Source organism: Streptomyces prunicolor NBRC 13075, from assembly GCF_000367365.1.
Taxonomy (GTDB): Bacteria; Actinomycetota; Actinomycetes; order Streptomycetales; family Streptomycetaceae; genus Streptomyces; species Streptomyces prunicolor.
The window spans coordinates 188,086-204,289 of record NZ_BARF01000002.1 but is presented as its reverse complement, the minus strand read 5'-3'; the positions used below and the strand labels follow the sequence as shown (position 1 = coordinate 204,289).

The 16,204-nt window shown below is 68.0% G+C and carries 17 protein-coding genes; 10 read left to right on the top strand and 7 right to left on the bottom strand.

Going from position 1 to position 16,204, the window contains the following annotated elements:
• The first annotated feature begins 130 nt into the window (after positions 1-130).
• Entirely contained in the window at positions 131-1,630 is a 1,500-nt protein-coding gene (locus SPR02S_RS01360; RefSeq protein ID WP_019055133.1) for a glycosyltransferase family 87 protein, read from the top strand.
• A gap of 124 nt (positions 1,631-1,754) precedes the next feature.
• Here SPR02S_RS01360 and SPR02S_RS01355 read toward each other — a convergent pair whose 3' ends face one another.
• From SPR02S_RS01355 to SPR02S_RS01345, 3 genes are all read right to left on the bottom strand, one after another.
• A complete protein-coding gene (locus SPR02S_RS01355; protein WP_019055132.1) occupies positions 1,755-2,786 on the bottom strand; it encodes an alanine racemase in 1,032 nt (343 codons plus the stop codon).
• An 83-nt stretch (positions 2,787-2,869) separates the two neighbouring features.
• Positions 2,870-3,991 carry a peptidoglycan bridge formation glycyltransferase FemX gene (femX, locus tag SPR02S_RS01350; RefSeq protein WP_019055131.1) on the bottom strand — a complete coding sequence of 374 codons (1,122 nt, stop codon included), beginning with the start codon at positions 3,989-3,991 and terminating at the stop codon, positions 2,870-2,872.
• Between the two features lie 179 nt (positions 3,992-4,170).
• A complete protein-coding gene (locus SPR02S_RS01345) occupies positions 4,171-4,485 on the bottom strand; it encodes a hypothetical protein (RefSeq protein WP_019055130.1) in 315 nt (104 codons plus the stop codon).
• Between the two features lie 276 nt (positions 4,486-4,761).
• Between SPR02S_RS01345 and rpsF the strand changes: the two genes are divergently transcribed.
• From rpsF to rplI, 4 genes are all read left to right on the top strand, one after another.
• Positions 4,762-5,052: a 30S ribosomal protein S6 gene (gene rpsF / locus SPR02S_RS01340; protein ID WP_006604399.1), complete on the top strand. Its 291-nt coding sequence runs from the start codon at positions 4,762-4,764 to the stop codon at positions 5,050-5,052.
• A 77-nt stretch (positions 5,053-5,129) separates the two neighbouring features.
• On the top strand, positions 5,130-5,753 hold the full coding sequence (locus SPR02S_RS01335) for a single-stranded DNA-binding protein (RefSeq protein ID WP_019055129.1): 624 nt from the start codon (positions 5,130-5,132) through the stop codon (positions 5,751-5,753).
• Positions 5,754-5,810: 57 nt separating this feature from the next.
• Positions 5,811-6,047, top strand: coding sequence for a 30S ribosomal protein S18 (rpsR, locus tag SPR02S_RS01330; RefSeq protein WP_006381652.1), 237 nt, complete (start codon positions 5,811-5,813; stop codon positions 6,045-6,047).
• 18 nt (positions 6,048-6,065) lie between these two features.
• The gene (gene rplI, locus SPR02S_RS01325; RefSeq protein WP_019055128.1) at positions 6,066-6,512 is read left to right on the top strand and encodes a 50S ribosomal protein L9; all 447 of its coding nucleotides are present in this window, start codon (positions 6,066-6,068) and stop codon (positions 6,510-6,512) included.
• 163 nt (positions 6,513-6,675) lie between these two features.
• Here the strand turns inward: rplI and SPR02S_RS01320 are convergent, their stop codons facing one another.
• Complete coding sequence (locus SPR02S_RS01320) at positions 6,676-8,013, bottom strand: MATE family efflux transporter (protein WP_026150109.1); 1,338 nt, start codon at positions 8,011-8,013, stop codon at positions 6,676-6,678.
• Positions 8,014-8,472: 459 nt separating this feature from the next.
• On the opposite strand from SPR02S_RS01320, the gene dnaB reads away from it, so the two are divergent.
• Positions 8,473-9,951, top strand: a complete 1,479-nt coding sequence (gene dnaB / locus SPR02S_RS01315; RefSeq protein ID WP_026150108.1) for a replicative DNA helicase — start codon at positions 8,473-8,475, stop codon at positions 9,949-9,951.
• 85 nt (positions 9,952-10,036) lie between these two features.
• Positions 10,037-11,422: a serine hydrolase domain-containing protein gene (locus SPR02S_RS01310; RefSeq protein WP_019055125.1), complete on the top strand. Its 1,386-nt coding sequence runs from the start codon at positions 10,037-10,039 to the stop codon at positions 11,420-11,422.
• Between the two features lie 96 nt (positions 11,423-11,518).
• Here SPR02S_RS01310 and SPR02S_RS01305 read toward each other — a convergent pair whose 3' ends face one another.
• Both SPR02S_RS01305 and SPR02S_RS01300 read right to left on the bottom strand, forming a co-directional pair.
• Entirely contained in the window at positions 11,519-11,971 is a 453-nt protein-coding gene (locus SPR02S_RS01305) for a GNAT family N-acetyltransferase (protein WP_019055124.1), read from the bottom strand.
• Positions 11,972-12,011: 40 nt separating this feature from the next.
• A complete protein-coding gene (locus tag SPR02S_RS01300; RefSeq protein ID WP_019055123.1) occupies positions 12,012-12,470 on the bottom strand; it encodes a MarR family winged helix-turn-helix transcriptional regulator in 459 nt (152 codons plus the stop codon).
• Positions 12,471-12,611: 141 nt separating this feature from the next.
• On the opposite strand from SPR02S_RS01300, the gene SPR02S_RS01295 reads away from it, so the two are divergent.
• Positions 12,612-13,820, top strand: coding sequence for an MFS transporter (locus SPR02S_RS01295; protein WP_019055122.1), 1,209 nt, complete (start codon positions 12,612-12,614; stop codon positions 13,818-13,820).
• Positions 13,821-13,958: 138 nt separating this feature from the next.
• Positions 13,959-14,381 (top strand): GlcG/HbpS family heme-binding protein, encoded by a 423-nt coding sequence (locus SPR02S_RS01290; RefSeq protein ID WP_019055121.1) that lies wholly within the window; start codon positions 13,959-13,961, stop codon positions 14,379-14,381.
• A gap of 70 nt (positions 14,382-14,451) precedes the next feature.
• Here the strand turns inward: SPR02S_RS01290 and SPR02S_RS01285 are convergent, their stop codons facing one another.
• Positions 14,452-15,318: a GNAT family N-acetyltransferase gene (locus tag SPR02S_RS01285; RefSeq protein ID WP_019055120.1), complete on the bottom strand. Its 867-nt coding sequence runs from the start codon at positions 15,316-15,318 to the stop codon at positions 14,452-14,454.
• Between the two features lie 195 nt (positions 15,319-15,513).
• On the opposite strand from SPR02S_RS01285, the gene SPR02S_RS01280 reads away from it, so the two are divergent.
• Positions 15,514-16,149 carry an HAD family hydrolase gene (locus SPR02S_RS01280; RefSeq protein WP_019055119.1) on the top strand — a complete coding sequence of 212 codons (636 nt, stop codon included), beginning with the start codon at positions 15,514-15,516 and terminating at the stop codon, positions 16,147-16,149.
• The last annotated feature ends 55 nt before the right edge of the window (positions 16,150-16,204 follow it).

Sequence of the window (16,204 nt, the reverse complement as noted above, 5' to 3'; positions counted from 1 at the left end):
TATCGCTCGTGAAGGGTGTTTCACGTGAAACACCCTTCACCGGATGTTTCACGTGAAACGGGGGCCGCCGCATCCACGAGGAGCGGCGGCCCCCGGCGTACTCCTAGGTCCGTACGGCAGGATGTGCCCCATGCCCAGTGCAGAACTGACGCCCACGAGCGTGCACGAGCCGGATCCGGTACGGCCGACCAAGGACGACCAGGTCGCCGCCGCCGGTAGCGAACTGATCGGTGGCCCCATCGGCCGGCGCGCGCTCCTGGGGACGTCCTGGTGGACTCCCGTACGGGTCATCGCGCTGGTGGCGATCGGCGTCTTCGCCCTCGGCCTGGTCCAGAAGGCGCCCTGCTACAACAGCGGGTGGTTCTTCGGGGCCAGCTCGCAGTACACGCACGCGTGCTACTCGGACATCCCGCACCTCTATCAGGGGCGCGGTTTCGCCGACGGTCTCGTGCCGTACTTCGACAAGCTGCCCGGCGACATGCAGTACCTCGAATACCCGGTGCTGACCGGTGTGTTCATGGAGGTGGCCGCCTGGCTCACCCCGGGCAGCGGCAGCATCCAGCACCAGGAACAGTGGTATTGGATGGTCAACGCCGGGATGCTGATGGTGTGCGCGGCTGTCATCGTCGTATGCGTCAGCCGCACGCACGCCCGTCGCCCTTGGGACGGACTGCTGGTCGCCCTGGCGCCCGCCTTCGCGCTGACCGCCACCATCAACTGGGACCTGCTGGCGGTCGCTCTGACGGCCGCGGCGATGCTGATGTGGTCCCGGGGTCGTTCCCTCGCGTTCGGCGTCCTGTTGGGCCTTGCCACGGCCGCCAAGCTGTATCCCGTCTTCCTGCTCGGCCCGCTGTTCCTGTTGTGCTGGCGCGCGGGCAAGTGGCGGGACTTCGGGAAGGCGTTCGGAGGAGCTGTCGTCGCCTGGCTGGCGGTGAATCTGCCGGTGATGCTCTTCGCCTTCGACGGCTGGTCGAAGTTCTATACGTTCAGCCAGGAACGGGGCGTCGACTTCGGGTCGTTCTGGCTGATCCTGGCCCAGAAGTCCACCGACCCGCTGAGCACCGACACCGTCAACACGTTCGCCACCCTGCTGGTGCTGCTGTGCTGCGCAGGCATCGCGGCGCTCACGATGACCGCTCCGCGCCGGCCGCGCTTCGCCCAGCTGGCCTTCCTGATCGTCGCGGCCTTCATCGTGACCAACAAGGTCTACTCGCCGCAGTACGTGCTGTGGCTGGTCCCGCTGGCGGTCCTGGCCCGGCCCAAGTGGCGGGACTTCCTGATCTGGCAGGCGTGCGAGGTGGCGTACTTCCTGGGGATCTGGATGTACCTCGCGTACACGACCAGCGGCGACGCCCACAAAGGCCTGCCGACCGAGGGCTACCAATTGGCCATCGGCCTGCACCTGCTGGGCACGCTCTACCTGTGTGCCGTGATCGTGCGCGACATCCTCATGCCGGAGCGGGACGTGGTGCGCATGGCGGGTGACGACGACCCCTCGGGCGGGGTGCTCGACAGGGCGGAGGACGTGTTCGTGTTCGGCGCGGCGGCCCGTCCTGGGCGGCACGCGGCCCCCTTCGACGGGCCGCAGGTGGAGTGGGGCAGCGAGGGACCGGCGAACCGTTCGCTCTGAGCGAACAGGGCATGCGGAGAGCCCACGAAAGACGGCGAGACCACGCGAAAAGGCCGTACCAGGGAGGTCCCGGGTACGGCCCTTTCGCTGTTGTGGAGGGGCTCAGCGAACGTGGTCGAGAGGTTCAGCGATCCACGATCCGGTCGAACTGCGTGGTGGTGTGCCGCAGATGGGCCACCAGCTCCTCGCCGACCTTCGGCTCGGCCGCTTCCGCCGGTACGAACAGGATCGAGACCTGCATGTGCGGCGGCTCGGCGAACCAGCGCTGCTTGCCGTCCCAGACGAACGGCGAAAGGTTCCGGTTGACCGTGGCGAGGCCGGCGCGGGCGACGCCCTTGGCGCGCGGCATGACGCCGTGCAGCGCCTTGGGGGCCTCCAGGCCCACCCCGTGCGACGTACCGCCCGCAACGACCACCAGATAGCCGTCCGAGGCCGCCTTCTGCTGCCGGTAGCCGAAACGGTCGCCCTTGGAGACCCGGGTGACGTCCAGGACCGCTCCGCGGTACTCGGTGGCCTCGTGGTCCCCCAGCCACAGCCGGGTGCCGATACGGGCCCGGAAGCGGGTCTGCGGGAACTGTTGCTGCAGCCGGGCCAGTTCCTCGGCCTTGAGGTGGCTGACGAACATCGTGTGCAACGGCAGCCGTGCGGCACGCAGGCGGTCCATCCAGCCGATGACCTCCTCGACGGCGTCCGAGCCGTCGGTGCGGTCCAGCGGGAGGTGGATGGCGAAGCCCTCCAGGCGCACGTTCTCTATGGCCGAGTGCAGCTGCGGCAGTTCCTGCTCGCTCACGCCGTGACGCTTCATGGAGGACATCACCTCGATGACCACACGGGCGCCCACCAGGCCGTACACACCGTCGATGGACGACACCGAGCGGATCACCCGGTCCGGCAGCGGAACGGGCTCCTCGCCGCGGCGGTACGGCGTCAGCACCAGCAGGTCACCGCCGAACCAGTCCTTGATCCGGGCGGCCTCGTACGTCGTGCCGACGGCGAGGACGTCCGCGCCGAGACGCGTCGCCTCCTCCGCCAGCCGCTCGTGCCCGAAGCCGTAGCCGTTGCCCTTGCAGACCGGGACGAGCCCGGGGAACTGCTCGGCGACGTGCTTGTGATGCGCCCGCCAGCGCGCGGTGTCGACGGAGAGCGTGAGCGCCATGGCCGGACCTGGAACCTTTCGGGTGGCTGCGGTGTATCAGAAGTATGGGAGCTGTCGACGCTATCGAAGCGAAGTGCGTGAGGTCAGCGGCGCGACATGTAGATGTCGAGCGCCTTGTGGAGCAGCTTGTTGAGCGGGAAGTCCCACTCACCGAGGTACTCGGCGGCCTGCCCGCCGGTGCCCACCTTGAACTGGATCAGCCCGAAGAGGTGGTCGGTCTCGTCCAGCGAATCGGAGATGCCGCGCAGGTCGTAGACGGTGGCGCCGAGCGCGTAGGCGTCGCGCAGCATCCGCCACTGCATCGCGTTCGAGGGCCGGACCTCGCGCCCGATGTTGTCGGAGGCGCCGTAGGAGTACCAGACGTGTCCGCCGACCACGAGCATCGTCGCCGCCGACAGGTTCACCCCGTCGTGCCGGGCGAAGTACAGCCGCATCCGGTTGGGGTCCTCGGTGTTGAGGGCCGTCCACATGCGCTGGAAGTACGACAGCGGGCGGGGCCGGAAGTGGTCGCGCAAAGCCGTGATCTCGTACAGCCGCTGCCATTCCTCAAGGTCGTGGTAGCCGCCCTGGACGACCTCGACACCGGCCTTCTCGGCTTTCTTGATGTTGCGGCGCCACAGCTGGTTGAAGTTCTTGTGGACCTCTTCGAGGGAGCGGTTGGCCAGCGGCACCTGGTAGACGTAGCGCGGCTGGACGTCGCCGAAGCCGGCGCCGCCGTCCTCACCCTGCTGCCAGCCCATACGGCGCAGCTTGTCGGCCACCTCGAAGGCGCGCGGTTCGATGAAGTCGGCCTCGATGTCCCGCAGTCGCTTCACGTCCGGATTCTGGATGCCGGCCTTGATGGAGGTGGCCTCCCAGCGCCGGATGATGACCGGCGGGCCCATCTTCACCGAGAAGGCGCCCTGGTGCTTGAGGTGGGCCAGCATCGGCTGGATCCAGTCGTCCAGATTCGGCGCGAACCAGTTGATGACCGGGCCCTCGGGCAGATAGGCCAAGTAGCGCTTGATCTTGGGGAGTTGGCGGTAGAGGACCAGGCCCGCGCCGACCAGCTCGCCGGTCTTCTCGTCGAACCAGCCGAGGCTCTCGGAGCGCCACTCCGCCTTCACATCAGCCCATGCCGGGACCTGCATGTGGCTCGCCGAGGGCAGGCTCTGGATGAATGCCAGATGCTGCTCACGGCTGATGGTCCTCAGGGTCAGGCTCATTCGGGGCGCTCCTCGGGCTGGGGTGTCCCCATGGGTACAGGGGCTCCGGCTCTCGCGCCGAAGCCTACTGCGCCTTACGAGCGCCCCGACTGGGCGTATGCAACCTTCGCCTCGGCCTGTTGGCCGCCAAGGCGTTCCGTGCTGTTTTACGTGGAGTTAGGACTACGGAGTCCGTCGCCTCAGTTGATGACTCCGCCGAACAGGCCGCCGTGCGCCATGCCGAGGAAGAATCCGACACCCGCGGCACCGAGACCCAGGATCAGACCGAAGCGCTCCCTCGTCGTCTCGGAGATCCACTGCCCGTAGGCGCCGGTGAGGATCCCCACCAGGCCGGCCCATGAGCTGAGCAGGTGCAGGCTGTGGAAGAAGCCCGTGATGAACGCGGTCAGCCCGAGCACCAGGGTCACCGCGAGCAGCGTGTCCTGGAGCGGATGGGGCTTGCCGTCTGTGGCGAAAAGAGAGCCGGCGGTGTTGGGTCGCAATGCCTGTGCCATGTGGCACCTCCTGCGGAAGGCGGCGCATCGTCGCGCCGGACGCACCCGATGTGTACAGATTGACGCTCTCCGCCACCGGATTTCAACCGGAAGCCGGTGTGCGGGTACTCTGTACCCTCTGCACTGGTGTCTGCCCATGCCACGACTCGGAATCCCCGCGAGGGGCACCCGATGTCAGTGGCGGCTGTTTTACTGGCACACACTGTTGCTTACGCATCACAACCCTCCTGCCACGGAACGACCGTGGCCGCTGAGTCCAAAGGAGGTGGGTTCCACATGCGTCACTACGAGGTGATGGTCATCCTCGACCCCGATCTGGAGGAGCGCGCTGTCTCCCCCCTGATCGAGAACTTCCTCTCCGTCGTCCGTGAGGGCAACGGAAAGGTCGAGAAGGTCGACACCTGGGGCCGTCGTCGTCTCTCGTACGAGATCAAGAAGAAGCCCGAGGGCATCTACTCGGTCATCGACCTGCAGGCCGAGCCTGCGGTCGTCAAGGAGCTCGACCGCCAGATGAACCTGAACGAGTCGGTCCTCCGGACCAAGGTCCTCCGCCCCGAGACCCACTGAGCATCCTGCTCAGCTGATCTCGGGATTCGAGTAGCAGCACCAAGCAGCCAGCAGCAAACCCGCCGAGAGGTTCCCCCATGGCAGGCGAGACCGTCATCACGGTCGTCGGCAATCTTGTCGACGACCCCGAGCTGCGCTTCACCCCTTCCGGTGCGGCGGTCGCGAAGTTCCGTGTCGCGTCCACTCCCCGCACCTTCGACCGCCAGACGAACGAGTGGAAGGACGGCGAAAGCCTCTTCCTCACCTGCTCGGTCTGGCGTCAGGCGGCGGAGAACGTCGCCGAATCGCTCCAGCGAGGCATGCGCGTCATCGTGCAGGGCCGGCTGAAGCAGCGGTCCTACGAGGACCGTGAGGGCGTCAAGCGCACGGTCTACGAACTGGACGTCGAAGAAGTCGGCGCCAGCCTGCGCAGTGCCACGGCCAAGGTCACCAAGACCGCCGGTGGCGCTCGCGGTGGCCAGGGCGGCGGTTTCGGCGGTGGCGGTGGCGGTGGCGGTGGCGGTGGCCAGGGTGGCGGCAGCTGGGGTGGAAACTCCGGCGGCGGTCAGCCGGCCGGCGGCGCTCCCGCCGACGACCCGTGGGCCACCGGCGCTCCTGCCGGTGGAAACCAGGGCGGCGGCGGTGGCGGCTGGGGTGGAAACTCCGGCGGCGCCAGCGGTGGCGGCGGTGGCGGCGGCTACTCGGACGAACCCCCCTTCTAGGCCCTTGGGCCGAGGGTGGGTCGTACCCACACTTCTTGATCACACAGGAGATACACCATGGCGAAGCCGCCTGTGCGCAAGCCGAAGAAGAAGGTCTGCGCATTCTGCAAGGACAAGGTCCAGTACGTGGACTACAAGGACACGAACATGCTGCGGAAGTTCATTTCCGACCGCGGCAAGATTCGTGCCCGCCGCGTGACCGGCAACTGCACGCAGCACCAGCGTGACGTCGCCACGGCTGTGAAGAACAGCCGTGAGATGGCGCTGCTGCCCTACACCTCCACCGCGCGATAAGGGAAGGGTGACCGACTAATGAAGATCATCCTCACCCACGAGGTCTCCGGCCTCGGTGCCGCGGGCGACGTCGTGGACGTCAAGGACGGTTACGCTCGCAACTACCTGATCCCGCGGAAGTTCGCTATCCGCTGGACCAAGGGTGGCGAGAAGGACGTCGAGCAGATCCGTCGTGCTCGCAAGATCCACGAGATCCAGACCATCGAGCAGGCCAACTCCGTGAAGGCCCAGCTCGAGGGCGTCAAGGTCCGTCTGGCCGTTCGCTCCGGCGACGCAGGTCGTCTCTTCGGTTCCGTCACCCCCGCCGACATCGCTTCGGCGATCAAGGCTTCCGGTGGCCCCGAGGTCGACAAGCGTCGTATCGAGCTGACGTCCCCGATCAAGACCCTGGGCGCCCACGAGACGTCCGTGCGTCTGCACCCCGAGGTTGCCGCCAAGGTCAACATCGAGGTCATCGCAGCCTGATCGCTGCACTCGGCACAGCTGAGAGAGGGGCCGCACCCGTTGGGGTGCGGCCCCTCTGCTGTGCCCGGGACGGGTCGAGGGCCGAGTGGTGCGTTCGAGACGGCGCTACGGCGCTCATGTTTCACGTGAAACATGGCAGTGCGCGGTGTTTCACGTGAAACGGTCAGCGGGTCGCACCCGTGACGACCCAGCGACCCGAGCGGGTGCGCAGCAGGAGCGTCACCATGCGTACCGCCATCATCAGGGTCATCGCTCCCCAGAGTGCGGTCAGTCCGGCACCGAGGACCGGTACGAGCAGAGCCGCTGGAGCGAAGACCGCCAGGGTCACCACCATCGCCCCTGCGAGATACGGCCCGTCTCCCGCGCCCATCAGTACCCCGTCCAGGACGAAGACGACACCGCAGATCGGCTGGGAGAGCGCCACCATGATCAAGGCGGGCAGGGCAGTGTCCTTGACGGTGGGGTCGCTGGTGAAAAGGGGGAGGAAAAGCGGGCGGGACAGGGTCACCAGGAGACCGAGCACTACTCCGACGGCGATCCCCCACTGGACCATGCGGCGGCAGGCGGCGCGGGCGCCCTGGGGGTCGTTCGCACCGAGGTAGCGGCCGATGATGGCCTGGCCCGCGATCGCGATGGCGTCGAGTGCGAAGGCCAGCAGGGACCACAGGGACAGGATGATCTGGTGGGCGGCGATGTCGGCGTCTCCGAGGTGGGCCGCGACGGCGGTGGCGATCAGGAGGACCGCCCGCAGGGAGAGTGTGCGGATGAGGAGAGGCACACCGGCCTGGGCGGAGGCTCTGATCCCTGCGGCGTCGGGACGGAGGGAGGCGCCGTGCCGACGGGCTCCGCGGACGACCACGACGAGATAGACGGCGGCCATGCCCCACTGGGCGATGACGGTGCCCCAGGCGGAACCGGCGATGCCGAGGTCGGCGCCGTAGACAAGCCCTACGTTGAGGGCGGCGTTGGCGACGAAGCCTGAGATGGCTACGTACAGCGGGGTCTTGGTGTTCTGCAGTCCGCGCAGGACTCCGGTGGCGGCGAGGACGATCAGCATGGCCGGGATGCCGATGGAGGAGATGCGCAAGTAGGTCGTCGCGTAGGGGGCGGCAGTGTCCGAGGCGCCGAAGAGGCCGATGAGGGCGGGTGCCGAGGGGAGGACGACGGCGATGACGGTGGCGCCGATCAGCAGGGCGAGCCAGATGCCGTCCATGCCCTGGCGGATGGCGGCCTGGAGGTCACCCGCGCCGACGCGTCGGGCGACGGCCGCTGTCGTGGCGTAGGCGAGGAAGACGAAGACGCTCACGGCTGTCGTCAGGAGGGCGGATGCCACTCCGAGTCCGGCGAGTTGTGCGGTGCCGAGATGGCCGACGATCGCGCTGTCGGCCATGACGAAGAGGGGCTCGGCGACGAGTGCGCCGAAGGCCGGGACGGCCAGCATGACGATCTCTCGGTCGTGCTGTCGTCGGGTGGCCCTGGTGGCCGCGGGAGCCTGTGTCATGAGCACTAATCTAATCGTCCACAGGTAAGAGATGCAATTGCCTTGTGACCCTTACCTCTGATCTCGCCTCGTGTCCTCTCGTGCACTGTTCGAAGCGATCTTGGTCCGATGTGGAAAGTTTTTCTTCTGCACAGCCGGTGGATGGGAAAGGTGCAGGTCAGATCGGTTACGACGGAAGTGGCGAGGTCTTGTTCACAGGGCTGTCCACCGGGTCGTACACAGGTTTTGGCGGGTTCTCCACAGCATCCGGGCCGTCGTCCACATGGCCTGTGGATAACCAGATTGGCTGACGGTGCCCACAGGCCTACGGTGGACCGGTACCCGCCCCGTCCGTCGGACCGAGAACCATCACAAAACCGACGCGCCCGTACCGGAGTTGGGCGCTTCATTTGTCAGTGCCGTGCCGTAGAAATAAGGGGCACGGCGAGGTCCGCTCGACGGACGGGAGGAGGTGGCTCGGTGAGTATTTCCGAGCCCTTGGACGACCCGTGGGCCGAGAGCGGTCCCAGTGATCGTCTGCCTGCTTCCCGACGGCGCGGTGACGGAGGCCGCGGCCGGGACGAACAGCACGACCGCGGCCGTGAAGGTGGCGAGTGGGAGGGCGCCGGTTCGGCCTTCGAGCGAGTGCCGCCGCAGGACCTCGATGCCGAGCAGTCCGTGCTCGGCGGCATGCTTCTCTCCAAGGACGCCATCGCGGACGTCGTCGAGGTCCTCAAGGGCCATGACTTCTACAAGCCCGCGCACGAGACGATCTATCAGGCGATCCTCGACGTCTACGCCAAGGGCGAGCCGGCCGACCCGATCACCATCGCCGCCGAACTCACCAAGCGCGGTGAGATCAACAAGGTCGGCGGCGCATCGTATCTGCACACGCTCGTCCAGACCGTGCCGACGGCGGCGAACGCGGAGTACTACGCGGAGATCGTCCACGAGCGGGCCGTCCTGCGCCGCCTGGTCGAGGCCGGCACCCGCATCACCCAGATGGGATACGCGGCCGACGACGACGTCGACGAGATCGTCAACCGGGCCCAGGCCGAGATCTACGCGGTCACCGAGCAGCGGACCAGCGAGGACTACCTCCCGCTCGGCGACATCATGGAGGGCGCGCTCGACGAGATCGAGGCGATCGGCTCACGCAGCGGCGAGATGACGGGTGTGCCCACCGGGTTCACCGACCTCGACTCGCTCACCAACGGTCTGCACCCGGGCCAGATGATCGTCATCGCGGCCCGTCCCGCCATGGGTAAGTCCACACTCGCGCTGGACTTTGCTCGTGCGGCGTCGATCAAGAACAACCTCCCGAGTGTCATCTTCTCCCTCGAAATGGGGCGCAACGAGATCGCGATGCGCCTGCTGTCCGCCGAGGCCCGAGTCGCCCTGCACCACATGCGCTCCGGCACCATGACCGACGAGGACTGGACGCGGCTGGCACGCCGGATGCCCGAGGTGTCGTCCGCGCCGCTCTACATCGACGACTCCCCGAACCTGTCGATGATGGAGATCCGCGCGAAGTGCCGTCGGCTCAAGCAGCGCAGTGACATCAAACTGGTGATCATCGACTACCTGCAGCTGATGCAGGCCGGTGGCTCCAAGCGACAGGAGAGCCGTCAGCAGGAGGTCTCGGACATGTCCCGAAACCTCAAGCTCCTGGCGAAGGAGCTGGAGGTCCCGGTGATCGCGCTCTCGCAGCTGAACCGTGGTCCCGAGCAGCGTACGGACAAGAAACCGATGGTGTCCGACCTGCGTGAGTCCGGTTCCATCGAGCAGGACGCCGACATGGTCATCCTGCTGCACCGCGAGGACGCGTACGAGAAGGAGTCCCCGCGCGCGGGCGAGGCGGACATCATCGTGGGCAAGCACCGTAACGGCCCGACGGCGACGATCACCGTCGCCTTCCAGGGCCACTACTCGCGCTTCGTGGACATGGCGCAGACCTGACCGGGCGCCTGTAGACGGCAGACCCGGTGCCGTGTCCCGAGAAATGTGCTCGACGTACGGCCGCCCCGCCGGATGGACTGGGGGCATGACGACATCTCAGGACGACTTGCTTCCCGGTACGCGCAGGGCGCTGTTGCATCGGATCGCCGTGGCCCAGGCCGAGGGGCGGGCGCCTTCGCTGGTCGCGACGGTGGTGCGCGACGGGCGGGCGGTGTGGCACGGCGCGCGGACCTCGGTGGACGGACACGGGCCGGACGAGAACGTGCAGTACCGGATCGGCTCGATCACCAAGACCTTCACCGCCGTCCTGGTCCTGCGGCTGCGCGACGAGGGCGTCCTCGACCTCGGTGACCCGCTGGAGAAGCATCTGCCCGGCACCGGCGCGGGGGAGGCAACCATCGCCCAACTCCTCGCGCACACAAGTGGGTTGGCGGCCGAGTCGCCCGCGCCCTGGTGGGAGCGGACGCCGGGTTCCCTACGGCCGGAGCTTCGCGATGTGCTGGGTGAGCAGCCTCTGCTGCATCCGGTCGGCCGCCGGTTCCACTACTCGAACCCCGGCTACACGGTGTTGGGCGCGCTCGTCGAGGAGCTGCGGGGTGCCTCTTGGGAGGACGTACTCCGGCGGGAAGTGCTCGAACCCCTGGGCCTGGACCGCACGAGTGCTCAGCCGCAGGCACCGCACGCAGGTGGCTGGGCGGTGCATCCGTGGGCCGACGCGCTGTTGCCGGAACCCTCCGAGGACCTCGGCCGTATGGCACCGGCCGGTCAACTCTGGTCCACCACTGGCGACTTGGCGCGGTTCGCCGTGTTCCTGGCGCACGGGGACGACCGCGTGCTGAGTGCGGAGTCCGTGCGGGAGATGCGGACCCCCGCGGCACCGGCGGAGGCCGCCGACGTGATGGACGGTTCCACATACGGTCTCGGCCTCCAGGTGCAGCGCCGCGACGGCCGACTGCTCATCGGCCACGGCGGATCGCTGCCCGGCTTCTTGGCGAGCCTCACCATCAGCCTCGCGGACGACGTCTCGGCGGTGGTACTGGCCAACTGCACCTCCGGGCCGCCGCTGGCATCGGTGGCCGTTGATCTCGTCCGTATCGTCGCCGAGGCTGAGCCGAGGATTCCGGAGCCGTGGCGCCCGATGCCTGAAGTCGACGCCGGAGTAATGGAGTTGGCGGGTCCGTGGTACTGGGGGACGCACGGTTTCGCCCTGCGGTTGACGGCTGATGGCGGGGCCTCGCTGGAGCCGTTGGCCGGCGGTGGCCGCCGGTCGCGGTTCCGGAGCAACGGTGACGGCACCTGGACCGGGCTGGAGGGCTACTACGCCGGAGAGCTCCTGCGGCCCGTACGACGCCCGGACGGGTACCTGAGCCACCTGGACCTCGGATCGTTCGTCTTCACGCGTCAGCCGTACGACGAGAGCGGTTCTGTGCCGGGTGGGGTGGACCCGGAGGGGTGGCGGGGGATCCGATAGCCGTCGCGGCTGGGGAGGCGCCATGTTTCACGTGAAACATGGCGCCTCCCGCTGCCGGTAGGACGCCTCGCACTCTTCTTCAGGAGAGAGGCTTGGTCAGAGAGGGAGCTTGAAACCCACGTGTGAGGCGGTGAAGCCGAGCCGCTCATAGAACCGGTGGGCGTCGGTGCGGGTGGCGTCAGAGGTCAGCTGGACGAGTTGGCAGCCCTGGCGGCGGGACTCGGCGATCGCCCATTCGATGAGCTGTGTGCCCAGGCCGCTGCCCCGTTCGTCCGCGTGGATGCGTACAGCCTCGATGATCGAACGGGTGGCGCCCTTGCGGGACAGCCCCGGAACGACCGTGAGCTGGAGGGTGCCGACGATGCGGCCCTCGCGCACGGCGACGACGAGGTGCTGGTTCGGGTCGGCGGTCAGGCGGTCCAGGGCGGCCAGGTAGGGCGTCAGGTCGTCCGGTGACTCGCGTTGGGAACCCAGGGGGTCGTCGGCGAGCATGCCGACGATGGCGGGGACGTCCTCGGTGACCGCGGCTCGTATTTCAAGATCTCCCATGACCACACCTTAGGCAGAGATGTGTGGGCGCGGGATGGACCTATGCGGGGACGTTCATCGACTCCACGACCCGGACCAGGGGCGCCAGTTCGAGGTTCGTGGCCGCTGCGTCGAGTGCCTCGCGCAGGGCGGTGTCATTGGTCGGGCGGGCCTCTTCGAGCAGCGTGAGGCCGGCCTCGGAGACGTTCGTGTAGATGCCCCGGCGATCGGTCGGGCACAGGTACCGGGAGAGCAGTCCGCGGTCTTCGAGCCGAGTGACCAGCCGGGTGGTGGCGCTCTGGCTGAGGACGACCGCGTCGGCAACCTGCCGCATCTGCAGATGCCCCCCGTCGCCGTCGTGCTGCCGGCTGAGCACGTCGAGCAGCGAGTACTCCCGCATGCTCAGGTCGTGCTTGGCCTGCAGGGCGCGCTCGATGTGCGCCTCGATCCTCCCGTGCAACAAGGAGAGGGCGCACCAGCCCTGGGCGAGGCCGGTGAGTGCGGGGTCCGTCGCTGTCATTGGCGTTTCCTCCGTCCCGGAGTGGCTGAACCCAGGATAGAGCACAGATGAAATAGTCCGCGCTTGCATATAGCCCGCGTCTGCAACTATTGTGAACGCACGCAAAGTGCTCCTGCAATCTTCTGGGAAGGGTACCTCCACATGCCTCTCGCGCTTCTGGCCCTCGCGATCGGGGCCTTCGGAATCGGCACGACCGAGTTCGTGATCATGGGGTTGCTGCCCCAGGTCGCGGGTGACTTCGGGGTCTCCATCCCCACCGCGGGACTGCTGGTCACCGGCTACGCGCTGGGTGTGGTGATCGGCGCCCCGCTGATGACCGTGCTCGGCACCAAGGTCCCCCGCAAGCGGATGCTGATGCTGCTGATGGGCCTGTTCATCCTCGGCAACCTGCTCTCCGCCGTCGCCACCAGCTTCTCGGTGATGCTGATCGGCCGTGTGGTCGCCTCGCTCGCCCATGGCGCCTTCTTCGGCATCGGCTCGGTCGTCGCGGCCGAACTGGTCGCCCCGGACAAGAAGGCCGGAGCCATCGCGATGATGTTCACCGGACTTACCGTGGCCAATGTCGTCGGCGTCCCGCTGGGCACTCTCGTCGGGCAGTCCGTCGGCTGGCGTGTCACCTTCGCCATCGTCGCGGGCCTCGGCGTGATCGGCCTGGCCGGTATCGCCAAGCTCGTGCCCGACCTGCCCAAGCCCGAGGGCGTTCGCCTGCGGCACGAACTGGCCGCCTTCAAGAACACCCAGGTCCTTCTCGCCATGGCGATGACCGTCCTCGGCTTCGGCGGCGTCTTCGCGGCCATCACCTACATCGCGCCGATGATGACTCACGTCGCCGGCTTCGCCGACGGCTCCGTCACCTGGCTGCTCGTCCTCTTCGGCCTCGGCATGGTCGGCGGCAACCTCGTCGGCGGCAAGTTCGCCGACCGCGCCCTGATGCCCATGCTGTACGTCTCGCTGGGCGCCCTGGCCGTCGTGCTCGCGCTCTTCACGGTCACCGCGCACAACAAGATCGCGGCAGCCGTCACCATCGCCCTCATCGGCGCCCTGGGCTTCGCCACCGTGCCGCCGCTGCAGAAGCGGGTTCTCGACCAGGCACACGGTGCCCCGACGCTGGCCTCCGCCGTGAACATCGGCGCCTTCAACCTCGGCAACGCACTGTCCGCCTGGCTCGGCGGCATCGTCATCGCGGCCGGCTTCGGCTACACCGCCCCCAACTGGGTCGGCGCCGTCCTCGCCGCGGCCGCCCTGGTCCTCGCGATCCTCTCGGCCGCCCTGGAACGCCGCACCAGCGCCCGCGGCGCCGTCGTCGCGGCCGGTACGCCGAGCGAGCAGCGGACCGCCGTCCACCACTGACCCCGCCGGACCGGAGCGGGGGACGCGGGGCCAGGGCCGTCTCCGTGCATCCCCGCCGGCCTCGGCCACCCGGCCAACAGCCGACCTCGGCTGTCCGGCCACCAACAGAAACAGCAACACCCGCAAGGAGAAACCCTGATGAGCACCACCACTGCCGTAGCCCCGCTGACCATCCAGGACGCCGAAGCGCTCGTCGCCGAGGCCCGTCGAGCCGCGGAGGCGGCCGGGGTCACGGTGAGCATCACCGTGCTGGACGCCGGCGGTCATCTGCTCGCCTTCCGGCGGGACGACCAGGCTGTGCTGATCTCCGGGGAGACCAGCACCCGCAAGGCGTACACCGCGCTTCAGCTGAACGCGCCCACCGCCGACCTCGTCGACGCCGTCCAGCCCGGAGGCCTCTTCCACACTCTGCCCACCGCGCTCGACCGGCCGCTGCTGTTCATCGCGGGCGGCATTCCCGTGCACCGTGGCGGCCGGCTGATCGGAGCGATCGGCGTCGGTGGCGGCGCGCCGACGCAGGACCACGGCTTCGCCCAGGCCGCCGTGGAGACGCTCGTCTGACGTCCGGAGGTGAGGGAGACGCCGGTTCCCGATGAGGTCGGGAGCCGGGGTTCGCCGTGTCCGGAGAGTCTCAGCCGGCCGCGACCGTCAGGGGAGCGAACCGTCGTGTCCAGTCGCCGGGTAGTTCCGCGATTCCGTACGTCATGACGGTGTTGAACGCGACGGAAGCCAGACCACGTTCCTTCAGCCAGGCCAGCAGGTCCTCGTGGCGTACGTCGATGTCGGTGCGCAGCGGACGGTCGGTGCGGGCGGCGAGGGAGGCGAGGAGGGCCTTGGCCGTCTCCGAGTCCTGTGCGATCAGCGGGCCAACGACCTGGGTGTCCATGTTGGGCCAGGCGGCCGCGTAGCCGATGATCCGGCCGTTCTCCTCCGCGACCCTCAACTGGTCGGCGAAGGCGGGCAGTCGCGTGATGAGGGGCGTGCGATCGGTGCCGAACACCACCTCGTCCAGGCGCAGGATGCCGGTGAGGTCCTCGGCCGTGGCCGCGCGGGTGGCGATCCGGGACTCAGGTCCGGCAGGTGTGAAGTGGCCGCGCAGCATCTCGGCCCGGCCGGTCGCCTTGAAGCCGAGTTCTTCGTAGAGGGGGCGGCCGTACGGGGTCGAGTGCAGGGTCAGCGGTGTGGTGCCCAGGGCTGAGACCAGGTGGCGCATCAGTCGGCGTCCGACGCCCTGACGGGCGTACCGCTCGGCGACCAGGACCATGCCGATCGCAACGAGATCCGGGCGGTCCTGCGGGCCGTACTCCGTGATGACGCACGCCGTGAGGAGACCGCCGTCGGGAGCGTCGATGCCGTAACCCTTTCCGGCGCTCAGGAGGAAGCCCCACTTGTGTTCCTCGCGTGGCCACCCCCGGTCCTCGGACAAGTCGGCGCAGGCGAGGCGATCGCGGAGCGTCAGCCGGCGGATGGGCAGAGCGGCGAGGGAAGGAGTCGGCACGCAGGTCAGGCTGTCTGACGTGCGTTGTCGGCGTCCACCTGTTTCCGGTGAGACGTACGTGCTTTTGGCCATGTCGTGATCAGCGGCACAACGTACCGACAGAAGACGGATGTTTCACGTGAAACACCGGCGAACGACGAGCATCCGGCAACCTCGCGGAAGGTGCCACAGCTCCTCCCACTAACCTCGTGGCTCATGGCGAGACTTCATCTCTTCGACCTCGACGGCACTTTGCTGCACGGAACCAGTGCGCCCATGGAGATCTCCCGTCAAATCGGCCTGGAGGCCGAGACGGCGGAACTCGAGCGGGCGATCTCCGCCGGGCTGATCGGGCCGCCGGAGTACGCGACCCGCGTGTACACGCTGTGGGCGGATCTCACCGAGGCGCATGTGGCGGCCGCCTTCGAAGGGGCCCCTTGGCTGGCGCGGATCCGAGAGGTCTGGGCCGAGATCAGGAGCGCCGGTGAATACTGCGCCGTCGTATCGCTCTCGCCTTCCTTCTTTGTGGAACGGCTCACGGGCTGGGGCGCCCACGCGGCACACGGATCGCTTTTCCCCGTCGTTCCGTTCACCGAGCCGTCCATGGACCTGGCCGGAGTCCTCAGCTCCGCTGCCAAGGTGGTGATCGCGGACCGGCTGTGTGAGGAGTTCGGGGTGACGAGGGCGGACTGCGTCGCATACGGCGACTCGATGTCGGACAAGGACCTGTTCGGTGCCGTGCCCGTGTCCGTCGCGGTCAACGCGGATCAGCATCTGTCGGGCCTCGCGACCCACTCCTATGAGGGGCGGGATCTGTGGGATGCCTACGAATTGGTGCGTGGCGCCCGGTAGTTGAGGGAATCGATGGTTCGCCCCTCCCCTGTTCGCGGGGGAGCGAGGCGGCACT